Raw genomic sequence first — 13547 nt, forward strand, 5'->3', positions numbered from 1 at the left:
TTCATGGATTTTGTAATATCAATTTTAGAGCAGGGGCTGATTTACGGGATACTGGCTCTTGGAGTATATATCACCTATAAGATTCTGGATTTTCCGGATTTGACCGTAGATGGAAGCTTTCCGCTGGGCGGTGCAATCACAGCGCATTTTCTGACAGGAGGGATGAACCCTTACCTGACACTTCTGCTGGCATTTGCGGCAGGAGCAGTAGCTGGTATCTGCACTGGACTGATCCATGTGAAATGCCGTGTCCGCGATCTGTTATCTGGTATTATTATGATGACAGCACTGTGGACGATCAATTTGTATGTGGCAGGAACGGCGAATGTTCCGTTATTCTCACAGCAGACAATATTTAAAAATGATACATTGAGCAATATAATCCCGGAAGGTATTCAGGCATACACTACATTGATCATTGTAATCGTTCTGGTAGTGATCAGCAAAATTCTGCTGGATCTGTATCTGGAGACCAAATCCGGTTATCTGCTTCGTGCAGTCGGTGATAATCCGACGCTGGTTACATCTCTTGCAAAGGATCAGGGGAATGTAAAGATTGTGGGACTTGCAATTGCAAACGGTCTGGTGTCACTGGCAGGCAGCGTGTTCTGCCAGGAAGAGCGCGTATTTGAAATCTCAATGGGCACCGGTGCTATCGTTATCGGACTTGCGAGCGTTATCATTGGCACCAGCCTGTTTAAGAAGCTTACCTTATTAAAGGCAACCTCGGCAGTGCTGATCGGTTCTGTGGTATATAAGGCATGTGTGGCAATCGCACTCCGCAATTTCGAGCCACAGGCAATGAAACTGATTACGGCAGTATTATTCCTGGCAATCCTGGTGCTTGGTATGGAACGCAGAAAGAAGGTGAAGACGGATGCTGGAGCTTAAGCATATCCACAAATATTACAATCCGGGCACAGTCAATGAGATGTGTCTGTTTCAGGACTTTAACCTGACAATCGAAGATGGAGAATTTGTCTCTGTAGTAGGAAGTAACGGTTCCGGTAAGACGTCTATGCTCAATATTATCTGCGGAAGTATTCCGGCAGAAGGTGGACAGATCTGCATTGGTGGAAAGGATATTTCCAAAGAAAAGGAATATCAGAGAAACCGTCGCATTGGTCGTGTATATCAGAATCCGGCAGTGGGTACCTGCCCGTCGATGACCATTCTGGAAAATATGTCCCTTGCAGATAATAAAGGTAAGAGCTACGGATTTGGCAGAGGAACGAATAAAGCAAGGATCAATTACTACAGAGAACAGCTCAGCCAGCTTGGACTCGGGCTGGAAGACAAGATGGATGTGAAAGTCGGCGTGCTGTCGGGCGGACAGCGTCAGGCAATGGCACTGCTTATGTCCACAATGACTCCGATTGAATTTCTAATCCTGGATGAGCATACGGCAGCGCTTGATCCGAAGACAGCAGAACTGATCATGCAGCTTACCGATAAAATTGTAAAAGAAAAGAAACTGACGACCATCATGGTTACACACAATCTCCGATATGCTATGGAATATGGCGACCGCCTGTTGATGATGCATCAGGGAGAGGCTATCCTTGACAAGAAGGGCGAGGAAAAGTATAGTATGTCTGTGGATGACGTTCTCAAATTATTCAATGAGATCAGCATCGAATGCGGAAATTAAAGGGGAATGTGACAGATGGCAAAGAGAATTGCAAAGTTTGAAAAGGTGAGCTTCGCACAGTTCGAAGCAGCTTGGAAAGATACATTTGAAGAGAGTAGTACAGAGAAGATTCAGAAAATCTATGACGGAATCGAACTCCCAAAGCGTGCAACCAGCGGATCTGCCGGGTATGATTTCTATGCCCCGGTTGATTTTACCATTGCACCGGGAGAGACGGTAAAGATTCCGACCGGTATCCGGGTACACATGGAAGAAGAGTGGGTGCTCAAGTGTTATCCGAGAAGCGGACTTGGATTCAAATATCGTCTGCAGCTTAACAATACGGTAGGTATTATTGACAGTGATTATTACTATTCGGATAATGAAGGTCATATATTTGCTAAGATTACCAATGATTCGAATGAAGACAAAACGGTAGAGTTGAAAGCCGGTAATGGATTCATGCAGGGAATCTTCGTGGAATATGGCATCACGGTGGACGACAACGTGCAGACAGTGCGCAACGGCGGATTTGGCAGCACGACCAAGGCATAGATGCCGGATCAGAAAGCGTAATAAGAATGAGATAAGAACGGATATGCAGGGCAGAGGCTCTGCATATTTTTTTTGCACGTGGGCATGCTATTTCTGATATATGTCTGAATGACAGAAATGGAGGAGTGGATATGCCTGAATACAGAAATGCCACTGCGTCGCTGAAGGAAAATACAGCCTATGTGAATGAGATTCTTCCGGTGCAGGAGAGCTTTGATATTGTTCAGAGAAATATGATGATCGGAGGCCGGGAGGCAGCATTTTTCTTTGTGGATGGATTTACGAAAGACGAATCAATGTTGAAGATTATGGATTCTATGATGTCAATTACGGAAGAAGATATGCCAAAGAGTGCAACGGCATTTTCAAAAAGTCATATCCCATATGTGGAAGTGGATATTCTGGTGGGGTTTGACCAGATATTTCATAATATTTTATCCGGAACAACAGCGCTGTTTATTGATGGATACGAAGGCTGTTTTATCATAGATTGCCGTACGTATCCGGCAAGGAGCGTGGATGAGCCGGATAAGGACAAAGCACTTCGCGGATCCAGAGACGGATTTGTAGAGACGATTGTGTTCAATACTGCACTTATGAGGCGTAGAATCCGGGATCCACATCTGATCATGAAAATGATGCAGGTGGGAGAAAGTACGGGGACAGATGTGGCAGTCTGTTATATGGAGGATCGAGTAGATCCGGAACTGTTGAAGAAACTATTGCGTAAAATCAGTCAGATACGGATTGATGCTCTGAGAATGAATCAGCAGAGTCTCGCAGAATGTCTGATGAAACGTAAGTGGTATAATCCATTTCCTAAGTTTAAATATACAGAACGTCCGGATACAGCAGCGGTATGTCTGCTAGAGGGAAAGATTGTAATTATGGTGGATAATTCTCCATCGGCAATGATTCTTCCAACATCAATCTTCGATATTGTGGAGGAAGCAAATGATTATTATTTTCCGACTTTAACAGGCGTGTATCTTAAGATTTCCAGAGGTTTAATTGCGTTTATGACGGTATTTCTGACACCTGTGTATCTGCTTTTTATGCAGAATCCGCGGTGGCTGCCAGAGACATTTGAATTTGTTGCGGTGCGGGATATGGTGAATGTACCGCTTATCTGGCAGCTTTTGATTCTGGAACTGGCTATCGACGGCCTGCGGCTAGCTGCAATGAATACGCCGAATATGCTAAGTACGCCGTTGAGTGTAATCGCAGGTCTCGTATTGGGAGAATTTTCAGTATCGTCCGGGTGGTTTAACAGTGAGATTATGCTCGCAATGGCGTTCGTCTCTGTGGCAAATTATACACAGCCAAATTTTGAACTTGGTTATGCACTGAAATTTATGCGTCTGCAGCTATTGATTTTGACTGCGCTTTTGAACTGGGCAGGATTCGTGCTAGGTGTGCTGGTGGTGGTCGGAAGCATTTGTTTTAATAAGACGCTGACCGGACACAGTTATCTGCATATTAGCCGAAATTAGTAAAAAAATGATGTGAAATTTTGGCGTGGGAATCTCTTGAATTTGTGGACAGATGGAGTAAAATCTTATATGATTAGGTCATGAATGACAGAGGGGACGAGGAGGTAGACCATGCGAGATTATATCATTACAGTAAACAGTACCGTTGATACGGGGAAAGAATGGCTGGAAGAACGCAATGTGCCGGTGATTCCATTGAAATATACAATAGATGGACAGGAGTATACAGATATGTATGGCCTGTCAGACAAAGAATTTTTCCAGAAGCTGAGAGAGGGCAAGATGTCAGTGACCTCTCAGATCAATCCGGAGGAAGCAAAAGAGATGCTGGAGCCATATGTAAAAGAAGGAAAGGATGTGTTACATCTGGCATTTTCGTCAGCACTCAGTGGCACCTGTAACAGTATGAAGATTGCTGCGGAAGAATTGCAAGAAGAGTATCCGGAGGCGAAGGTTATAGTAGTAGATACGCTGTGTGCATGTATGGGAGAGGCGATGCTTCTATATTATGCATTAAAGCAGAAAGAAGCAGGAAAGACAATTGAAGAAGTGGCACAGTGGGCAGAAGAGAATAAACTGCATGTTTGTCATAATGTAACAGTGGATGATCTGTTCCATCTGCACAGAGGAGGGCGCGTATCCAAGACGGCAGCAGTGCTTGGAACTATGGTAAAAGTAAAACCGATCATTCATATGGATGATAATGGTGCGTTGCAGGTAATCGGTAAAGAGCGTGGCCGTAAGAAATCCCTGCATAAGATCGTTGACATGGCGGTGGAGCGTTCTGAGGGATGGGACAATGAGATCATTATGATCACCCACGGTGATTGCCTGGAAGATGCAGAGTATGTGGCGAAGCTGGTTCGTGAGAAAATGGGCATTGAGAATGTATTTATCCATAATATTGGAACGGTTATCGGCAGTCATACCGGTCCGGGTGTAGTAGCTACATTCTGCATGGGAAATAAACGATAAAAAAGTATTGACACAAGAGTAGAAGCGTGGTATATTAATTTTTGTGTGAAGAAAAGAAAGTAGAGTATCCGCTCTCACCATAGCACAATCGGGTGACTATTGGTTCAATATATTGCATAATATTAATCTTTTGTTTGAAAGGATTTTTATGTGGATAGATGAGTGGATAGTCAGTGACTGTTCACTCATTTTGTATTAACAGATAACAGATGCAGAGATGTATCAGACAATCTATCATGGAGGTGTACGACAATTAGCGATTTAATGATTAACGAGCAGATCAGGGACAGAGAGGTACGTGTAGTAAGCGCAGATGGAGAGCAGCTTGGAGTGATGTCTTCAAGAGATGCTATGAAGCTTGCAAGAGAGGCAGAGCTGGATTTGGTTAAGATTGCTCCTAAGGCACAGCCGCCGGTATGTAAGATTATCGACTACGGCAAGTACAAATACGAACAGAGCCGCAGAGAGAAAGAGGCCAAGAAGAAGCAGAAGACGGTGGAAGTTAAGGAAGTACGCATGTCACCGAACATCGATGCTAACGATCTGAATACAAAGGTAAATAATGCCAAGAAGTTCATTCTGAAAGGCAATAAGGTTAAGGTAACTTTGCGTTTCCGCGGAAGAGAGATGGCTCATGTTCAGCAGAGCAAGCACATTTTGGATGATTTTGCAGATATGCTGAAGGATGTTGCACAGGTTGAGAAGCCGGCCAAACTCGAGGACGTAATATGAGCATGGTTTTAACCGTAAAACGTTAAAAATAAAAAATACATTAAGGAGGATTTTATCATGCCAAAAATTAAAACAAATAGAGCCGCTGCTAAGCGATTCAAAAAGACAGGTACAGGAAAATTAAAAAGAAATAAAGCTTACAAGAGCCATATCTTAACCAAGAAGTCTACAAAGAGAAAAAGAAATCTCAGACAGTCTACAATTACTGATGCAACAAATGTAAAGAACATGAAGAAAGTATTACCATATCTCTAAGATCTGGTAATTGTTGAAGGAGGATATAAGACATGGCAAGAATTAAAGGCGGATTGAACGCTAAGAAGAAACATAATAGAACCCTGAAACTGGCAAAGGGATACAGAGGAGCACGTTCTAAGCAGTACAGAGTTGCTAAGCAGTCTGTAATGAGAGCACTTACTTCTTCATATGCAGGAAGAAAGCAGCGCAAACGTCAGATGCGTCAGCTGTGGATCGCTCGTATCAATGCAGCAGCAAGAATGAATGGTCTGTCATACAGCAAGTTCATGTATGGACTGAAGCTGGCTAATGTTGACATGAACAGAAAGATGCTTGCAGAGATGGCTGTTAATGATCCGGCTGGATTCGCTGCAGTAGCAGAAGTTGCAAAGAGCAAATTAGCTTAATTGTAATAAATAATTTAAACTTTTTAAAAAGTTTAAAAAACATTGACAACCGTTCGGGGATGTGCTATTATAATCTTCGGACGGAATAAGTCATGCGGAAGTGTCGGAACTGGCAGACGAGCAAGACTAAGGATCTTGTGATCAATGCGATCGTGTGGGTTCAAGTCCCATCTTCCGCATAGGGCAATCTGAGTAATCAGGTTGCCTTTTGTTATATTTACAAGACGAAACAAGATTTATTCATTTAGGTATTGACATTTATCTATTCATTCGATATAATATTCAATGTTCAGCGGAAGTGTCGGAACTGGCAGACGAGCAAGACTAAGGATCTTGTGATCAATGCGATCGTGTGGGTTCAAGTCCCATCTTCCGCATAAAGGCAATCTGAGTAATCAGGTTGCCTTTTTTGTATTGCGACGAGTCAAAGGCCTAGCTTGCTGAGGACCTTGACGACCGCATACAATCTCGGAATGTGCCTTTTGGCACTTCCGACGATTTGTGCATAAGCCGCAATGCAGAAATCAAGTTTGCGTGCCACGTACCGGATGAGTGATTTTGCCGTATAAACAATGTTCTCCTACATAACACTTTTGCAAATTAAAAAATAAAATTGATAAATATGGATTTGAAACGGTAAAATATTGATATAAAATTCAAAATGTAAAAATATAATGTTGACACATGATGATTCTGCTACTATAATGTGATTGTAGGAGATGGAGACATGAGAAAAAAAGTAGATGATCCACGTCTGATGATCAAGGTATGTGATCTGTATTATAATCAGAATGCCAGCAGACAGGAGATCGGGCAGGAACTGGGACTTTCCAGACCGACGATTGCAAGGCTTTTGGATTCGGCAAGAGAACAGGGACTTGTCCGCATTGAAATTCCGGATCTGGATACCATAGCTTACTGGGAACTGGAGAAAAAACTGGAAGAAAAGTACGGCCTTAGACAAGTACTGGTGGTAGATGGCAGTGATGACAAAGATGCACTGGAGAGTGCGCTTGGAAGTTCGACAGCCAGATATTTGCAGTATGTGATCAAGGATGACAGTATTGTAGGTGTATCGATGGGATCTACCCTTCACCACATGGTATCGGCATTACAGAAGGCTCCGGCAGAGCGGGTAACTTACGTGCCATTAGTAGGCGGCATGGGAAGACTTCGGATGGAACTTCATGCCAACAGTCTGGCGGAGAAGATGTCAAGGTTGGGAGATGGAACATTTATCCCATTGCACGCACCGGCGAGAGTATCCAGTACACTGGTGCGGGATGAGCTGATGAAGGAAGAGAGCGTGCAGGATGCAGTGAAGCTGATGAACCGGATTGATGTGGCACTGGTGGGAATCGGTTATCCGAATGAACATTCTGCGATCAAGGCGACAGGTTATTATAAGGAAAATGAGATAGAGTCGCTAGTGTCGAGAAAGGCTGCCGGAGAGCTGTGTATGCAGTTCTATGATATCGAAGGCCATACCGGGTCGTATGCATCGGATAATGCTGTGATCGGCATGGATATTCACCGGCTATGTAAAGTGCCTTGTTCCGTTGGTATTGCCGGAGGAAAAGAGAAGTTGTCGGCAATTCAGGGTGCGATCAATGGAAAATATATCAATGTGTTAATAACAGATACGGAGTGCGCCAGAGCACTGTTATCTGATGAGGAGGAAGAATAAGATGAATGAGATTCTGAACATGACGATCAATGAGATGCCGCAGACAGAGTTTGACTGTTCCTGTGGACGCCATCATAATTTCAGTGTCCACGATATGTCTATCCGCAAGGGAGCAATCGAGGATCTTCCAAAGATGGCGGAACCATTTAAGGATGGCAAGATTCTGGTAGTGTATGATAATCATACATATGAAGTGGCAGGAAGAAAGGCAGTACAGCTTCTGAAAGACAATGGTTTCAACATCAAAGAGCTGATGTTTGATACCGGAGACGATATTCTGATCCCGGATGAGAAGACGCTTGGACGTATTCTGCAGGAGCAGGATCTGGATACAAAGCTGATGATTGCAGTAGGATCCGGTGTTATCAATGATTCGGTCAAATTTGTGACATCCCGTACCGGACTTCCTTATATTATTGTGGCAACAGCGCCATCTATGGACGGATACGTGGCAGACGGAGCACCAATCGTATCTCATGGATATAAGTATTCCCCGGTTGCACATCTGACTTATGGATTGATCGGAGATACAGACATTCTTCAGACTGCACCACAGGATCTGATCCAGGCTGGTTATGGTGATGTGGTTGGTAAGATTACGGCAATCACAGACTGGGATCTGTCTGTAAAGGCAAATGGAGATTACCGTTGCGATACCTGTGTGACATTGGTGAAAAGAGCGTTAGATAAGTGCTTTGACAAAGCAGAAGGCTTAAAGAGCAGAGATGCAGAATCACTTGGAGCACTTCTGGAAGCACTGACACTGACGGGAGTGGCAATGGCACTGGTTAATATTTCTCGTCCGGCATCCGGAGCAGAGCATATGCTGTCACACTTCTGGGAAATGGATTATATTGCGAGAGGTTTGAACCCGAACCATCATGGTATTCAGGTTGGTGTGGCAACTCCTGTAATCGCAAGATTTTATGAAGAATTGGCAGACATTCTTCCGGAAGGAACCGGAGAACTGTGTCCGCCTCATGAAGAGATTGAGGCATTGCTTGCCAAAGGAGGAGCACCGATCAGCCCGAAGGAGATCGGCATCAGCAGAGAGTTATTCCACGAAAGTCTGATGAAGGGATATACGGTCAGACCAAGATATTCCGTACTGCAGTTTGCAAAGGATAAGGGAAGACTGGAACAGATTGCAGACAAGATTACAGAAGAGATCTATGGTTAAGAGGTGTAGTATGCTGAGTAAAGAAGAAGCCTTAAAAGGTGTAAAATTATTTGTACTGGATATGGATGGAACCGTCTATCTGGGAGATCAGCTGATCGAGGGATCGCTGGATTTTATCCGTCAGGTAGAAGCGTCCGATGATATGGACTTTGTGTTTTTTACCAATAATGCATCTAAGGTGCCATCCGTATATGTCGAGAAGCTTCATAAGATGGGATTGGATGTGGATGAAAACAAGGTCATCACAGCAGGTGATGTGTGTGCAGAGTTCCTGAAAGTAAATTATCCGGGAGCAAGAGTGTATCTGAATGGTACACCGGTTCTGGAAGAGAACTGGAAAGAAAAGGGAATCCAGTTAGTGGAAGAAGACCCGGACGTGGCTGTACAGAGTTTTGATACGACACTGACTTACCACAAACTGGACAGAATTTGTCACTATGTAAGAAATGGTGTGCCATTTATTGCAACACATATGGATACAAACTGCCCGACCGAGTATGGATTTATGCCGGATTGTGGCGCAATGTGCAGTCTGATCACAGATTCTACCGGAGTGAAGCGAGATTCCTTGGCAAGCCTTGGAAAGAAACGGTCGATATGGTAGCCGAGATTACCGGATATCAGCCATCTGAGATGGCATTTGTTGGTGACAGACTTTACACAGATGTGGCAACCGGTGTTAATAATGGAGCGAAAGGCTTCCTGGTACTGACCGGAGAGGCAGATATGCAGACGGTGGCAGAATCGGATGTAGAACCGACCTGCATTTACGAATCACTGAAAGAAATGAAAACATATTTATAATGCCAGAGTAAGGCAAAGACATATAAGGAGGACGAAACTTATGAAAATCGCATTTGGATGTGACCCTAACGCAACAGAATTTAAACTTCAGTTAATGGACTATGTAAAAGGACTGGGACATGAAGTGGCAGATTTCGGAAGTGATGATCCGATTTATGCGAACACAGCTATTGAAGTTGCACAGGCAGTTGCCGGTGGTAAATACGACAGAGGTATTGTAGTATGCGGAACCGGAATCGGAGTATCAATTGCAGCTAACAAAGTAAAAGGTGCTTACGCAGCATGTATTCATGATGTGTATCAGGCACAGCGTGCGGAGCTTTCTAACCATGCCAATATTATCACTATGGGATCACAGGTTATTGGAATTCAGCTTGCAAAAGAACTGGTAAAAGAGTACCTGTCTGTAGAATGGGATCCAAACTGCAGATCTGTGGACAAGGTTCAGAGAATCGTTGATTTTGAAAACGAACAGTAAAAATATATCAGATGGGAGTCAATTCCCCATCTGATATAGCCTCCGGCAGGATTGCAGAGGTGCGCAGTAGAAGTATGTCATGCAATTGCATGACGCGCACCTCGCAGCAAGAATGCGAGGCATTCTTGAAAATAGGGGAGTCGGGGATTTTAAAGTCTCTGACTCTTTTTTGACATTTTTCATAAAGATATGTAATATGATATATATAAGATGCCAGGTTTCCAAAGTCATACAGATGGGTGCTTGCACACATGTCTGTATGACCTTGGAAACCGCCCCGATATGAGGATAAAAGCACTGCGAAGCAGTGCGATATCCGAATGGCGGGTGTAGATTGCGGGAGCACGAAGTGCGGAGCAATCTGCAAGGCATCGTAAGAAAGGAAAGAGGATAAAAGCACTGCGAAGCAGTGTGATATCCGAATAGCGGGTGTAGATTGCGGGAGCACAAGGTGCGGAGAGGAGGTAACCGGCATGATGATTCGTGAACAGCTTGAATTGCGTGAAATAGAGATATTAAGTCCCTATGCGAGTTTCAGCAGAGAGTCCAGAGGACGGAACCGTGAGGAAGAAGAATGTGATATCCGTCCGGTGTTTCAAAGGGACCGTGACCGGATTCTTCACAGCAAGGCATTTCGCAGGCTGAGGCAGAAGACACAGGTGTTTTTACAGCCTATGGGAGATCATTATCGGACGAGACTTACCCATACGCTGGAGGTGTCACAGAATGCAAGAACGATTGCCAAGGCACTCAGATTGAATGAAGATCTGGTAGAAGCGATTGCACTTGGACATGATCTTGGTCATACGCCGTTTGGACATGCCGGAGAGCGGGCTTTGAATGAAGTATGTGAATTAGGGTTCAAGCACAATGAGCAGAGTGTACGCGTAGTCGAAGTGTTGGAAAAACAGGGGAAGGGGCTGAATCTCACCTGGGAAGTGAGGGATGGAATCCGTAATCACAAGTCCAGCGGACGTCCGGCAACATTGGAAGGGAAACTGGTGCAGTTATCGGACAAGATTGCCTATATCAATCATGATATTGATGATGCTGTACGAGGTGGCATTTTAAAAGAGGAGGATCTGCCTTCAGAATATACCGACATATTGGGACATTCCAGCAAAGCCAGGCTGAATCGCATGGTGCATGATGTGATTACGCAGAGTATGGATCGCCCGGAGATCCATATGTCGGATGAGGTGTGGAAAGCCATGCGTGGGCTGAGACAGTATCTGTTTGAACATGTATACCTGAATCCGGTGGCAAAGGGAGAAGAGGCGAAGGTGATGCATATGATTACGAATCTTTATCATATTTATATGGAAAAACCGGAACTCATGCCGGAGCAGTTTTTGAATATGCTGGAAAATGGCGCCGCGTCAAGAGAACAGATAGCGTGTGATTATATCGCAGGTATGACAGATTCCTACGCAGTTCATACATTTGAGGAATATTTTATTCCGAAATGTTGGAAAAATTAAAGGAAATCAGAAAGTTCTGTCGAATTTATATAAATAGGGAGTATTTTGAGTATTCCCAAAGACTAGAAAAGAGGATGCAGCAGATTTATGTATTATCCCGAAGAATTAATAGAGGAAGTACGACAGAAGAATGATATCGTGGATGTGCTGTCCGGCTATGTGAAGCTTCAGAAAAGGGAAGTTCTTATTTTGGACTATGTCCATTTCATAATGAGAAGTCCCCGTCTTTTTCGGTTAGCAGACAGAAACAGATGTACTACTGTTTCGGGTGTGGAGCTGGAGGAAATGTATTTACATTTCTGATGGAATATGAGAATTATTCATTTCCGGAAGCAGTAAAGGTACTGGCAGACCGGGCAGGAGTAGACCTGCCGGAGATCGAGTATTCTAAGGAGGCCAGAGAACGGGCTGACCTGAAGAGTACATTACTTGAGATCAATAAGTTGGCGGCCAAGTATTTTTACGCGCAGCTTAAGACAGAACAGGGCAGAACGGCATATACATATCTGAAGAAGCGGGAACTGAGTGACGAGACGATTGTGGCATTTGGACTGGGCTATTCTAACAAATACAGTGACGATCTGTATCGGTATCTGAAAACCAAGGGCTATACGGATGAGGTACTGATGCAGGCAGGACTCATTTCCATGGACGAGCGTCACGGACCGTATGACAAGTTCTGGAATCGTGTTATGTTTCCGATCATGGATGCCAACAATCGAGTGATTGGATTTGGCGGACGTGTGATGGGAGATGGTAAGCCCAAATATCTGAATTCACCGGAGACACCGATTTTTGATAAGAGTCGGAATCTCTATGGACTTCACCGGGCAAGAAGTTCCAGAAAACCGTATTTCATACTATGTGAGGGTTATATGGATGTGATTGCCCTGCATCAGGCAGGCTTTACCAATGCAGTCGCATCACTGGGAACGGCACTTACGCCGGGACATGCATCACTGATCAAGCGGTATGTGAATGAAGTATATCTGACTTATGACAGTGATGAAGCAGGAACAAAGGCAGCTCTGAGAGCAATGCCGATTTTGCGGAATGTGGGGATTACGGCAAAAGTAATCCGCATGGATCCATACAAGGATCCGGATGAATTTATCAAGAATCTGGGGACGGAAGCATTTGAGGAACGGATTCAGAAAGCACGCAATGCATTTATGTTTGGACTGGAGATGCTGGAGCGGGATTATGATCTGAATACACCGGAAGGAAAGACCGGATTTATGCACGAGGCGGCGAAGAGACTGGCGGTATTCGATGAAGAGATCGAACGCAGTAATTATATAGAAGCAGTTGCAAAGGCATACCGGGTTAATGTGGACGAGTTAAGGAAGCTGGTGGTGCGGACGGCAGTACAGACAGGACTTGCAAAGCCTGTGGAGAAGCCGAGAACCACGAGAAACCGTGAAAAAGAGGCGGACGACGGTATTTTGAAGTCGCAGAGAATCCTTCTGACATGGATGATCGATGATGCGAATGTCTTACAGCAGATCCGGAGAGTGATCCGGTCAGATGATTTTACCGAGCCACTTTATCGGACGGTAGCAGAACTTCTGTATCAGCAGATGGATGAAGGCTTAGTGAATCCGGCACAGATCATGAATCATTTTTCAGATGAAGAGGAACACCGCAAAGTGGCAGAATTGTTCCATACAAAGATTAGAGAATTAACCACTAGGGAAGAGCAGGAAAAAGCATTGAATGAGACCGTGCGTCGTGTTAAGCAGAACAGTCTGGATGAGATGGCGAGGAGACTGGAGCCGACAGACATTGCGGGACTCCAGAAACTGATGGAGGATAAGCGGCACTTCAGGATGCAAAGGGACTGCATATTTCCATAATTTAAGGATAAAATATAAACAAGCAGTGAGAG

The 13547-nt window shown here is 44.3% G+C and carries 13 protein-coding genes, 2 tRNA genes and 2 pseudogenes; all 17 read left to right on the plus strand.

What is annotated here, in order from left to right:
* Positions 1 to 3: 3 nt before the first annotated feature.
* The 17 genes and pseudogenes from DXA18_RS12820 to dnaG all read left to right on the plus strand — a co-directional run bounded on the left by DXA18_RS12820 (position 4) and on the right by dnaG (position 13520).
* Positions 4 to 891 carry an ABC transporter permease gene (locus DXA18_RS12820; RefSeq protein ID WP_118384221.1) on the plus strand — a complete coding sequence of 296 codons (888 nt, stop codon included), beginning with the start codon at positions 4 to 6 and terminating at the stop codon, positions 889 to 891.
* Positions 878 to 1651, plus strand: coding sequence for an ABC transporter ATP-binding protein (locus DXA18_RS12825; protein WP_118384222.1), 774 nt, complete (start codon positions 878 to 880; stop codon positions 1649 to 1651). Before DXA18_RS12820 ends, DXA18_RS12825 begins: the two co-directional genes overlap by 14 nt.
* Before the next feature lie 15 nt (positions 1652 to 1666).
* Complete coding sequence (locus DXA18_RS12830; protein WP_118384223.1) at positions 1667 to 2185, plus strand: dUTP diphosphatase; 519 nt, start codon at positions 1667 to 1669, stop codon at positions 2183 to 2185.
* Between the two features lie 131 nt (positions 2186 to 2316).
* Entirely contained in the window at positions 2317 to 3678 is a 1362-nt protein-coding gene (locus DXA18_RS12835) for a spore germination protein (RefSeq protein ID WP_118384224.1), read from the plus strand.
* Positions 3679 to 3789: 111 nt separating this feature from the next.
* Positions 3790 to 4653: a DegV family protein gene (locus DXA18_RS12840; protein ID WP_118384225.1), complete on the plus strand. Its 864-nt coding sequence runs from the start codon at positions 3790 to 3792 to the stop codon at positions 4651 to 4653.
* Between the two features lie 264 nt (positions 4654 to 4917).
* Positions 4918 to 5411 (plus strand): annotated as a pseudogene (gene infC / locus DXA18_RS12845) (translation initiation factor IF-3).
* Between the two features lie 31 nt (positions 5412 to 5442).
* Positions 5443 to 5640, plus strand: coding sequence for a 50S ribosomal protein L35 (gene rpmI, locus DXA18_RS12850; protein WP_004846382.1), 198 nt, complete (start codon positions 5443 to 5445; stop codon positions 5638 to 5640).
* A 32-nt stretch (positions 5641 to 5672) separates the two neighbouring features.
* A complete protein-coding gene (gene rplT, locus DXA18_RS12855) occupies positions 5673 to 6029 on the plus strand; it encodes a 50S ribosomal protein L20 (protein WP_118384226.1) in 357 nt (118 codons plus the stop codon).
* 94 nt (positions 6030 to 6123) lie between these two features.
* A tRNA-Leu gene (locus DXA18_RS12860) sits at positions 6124 to 6208 on the plus strand.
* Positions 6209 to 6321: 113 nt separating this feature from the next.
* Positions 6322 to 6406, plus strand: a tRNA-Leu gene (locus DXA18_RS12865).
* A gap of 350 nt (positions 6407 to 6756) precedes the next feature.
* Positions 6757 to 7716, plus strand: a complete 960-nt coding sequence (locus tag DXA18_RS12870) for a sugar-binding transcriptional regulator (protein ID WP_118384227.1) — start codon at positions 6757 to 6759, stop codon at positions 7714 to 7716.
* 1 nt (position 7717) lies between these two features.
* Complete coding sequence (locus tag DXA18_RS12875; protein ID WP_118384228.1) at positions 7718 to 8896, plus strand: sn-glycerol-1-phosphate dehydrogenase; 1179 nt, start codon at positions 7718 to 7720, stop codon at positions 8894 to 8896.
* A 10-nt stretch (positions 8897 to 8906) separates the two neighbouring features.
* Complete coding sequence (locus DXA18_RS12880) at positions 8907 to 9500, plus strand: HAD-IIA family hydrolase (RefSeq protein ID WP_330424585.1); 594 nt, start codon at positions 8907 to 8909, stop codon at positions 9498 to 9500.
* Positions 9494 to 9700, plus strand: a complete 207-nt coding sequence (locus tag DXA18_RS17085) for an HAD hydrolase-like protein (RefSeq protein WP_330424586.1) — start codon at positions 9494 to 9496, stop codon at positions 9698 to 9700. The genes DXA18_RS12880 and DXA18_RS17085 overlap by 7 nt, the downstream gene beginning before the upstream one ends.
* 40 nt (positions 9701 to 9740) lie before the next feature.
* Positions 9741 to 10178, plus strand: a complete 438-nt coding sequence (locus DXA18_RS12885) for an RpiB/LacA/LacB family sugar-phosphate isomerase (RefSeq protein WP_118384229.1) — start codon at positions 9741 to 9743, stop codon at positions 10176 to 10178.
* A 473-nt stretch (positions 10179 to 10651) separates the two neighbouring features.
* On the plus strand, positions 10652 to 11659 hold the full coding sequence (locus DXA18_RS12895) for a deoxyguanosinetriphosphate triphosphohydrolase (RefSeq protein ID WP_118384231.1): 1008 nt from the start codon (positions 10652 to 10654) through the stop codon (positions 11657 to 11659).
* Between the two features lie 87 nt (positions 11660 to 11746).
* Positions 11747 to 13520 (plus strand): annotated as a pseudogene (gene dnaG, locus DXA18_RS12900) (DNA primase).
* The last annotated feature ends 27 nt before the right edge of the window (positions 13521 to 13547 follow it).

This window comes from Dorea sp. AM58-8 (assembly GCF_003464045.1).
Lineage (GTDB): Bacteria > Bacillota > Clostridia > Lachnospirales > Lachnospiraceae > Claveliimonas > Claveliimonas ammoniilytica.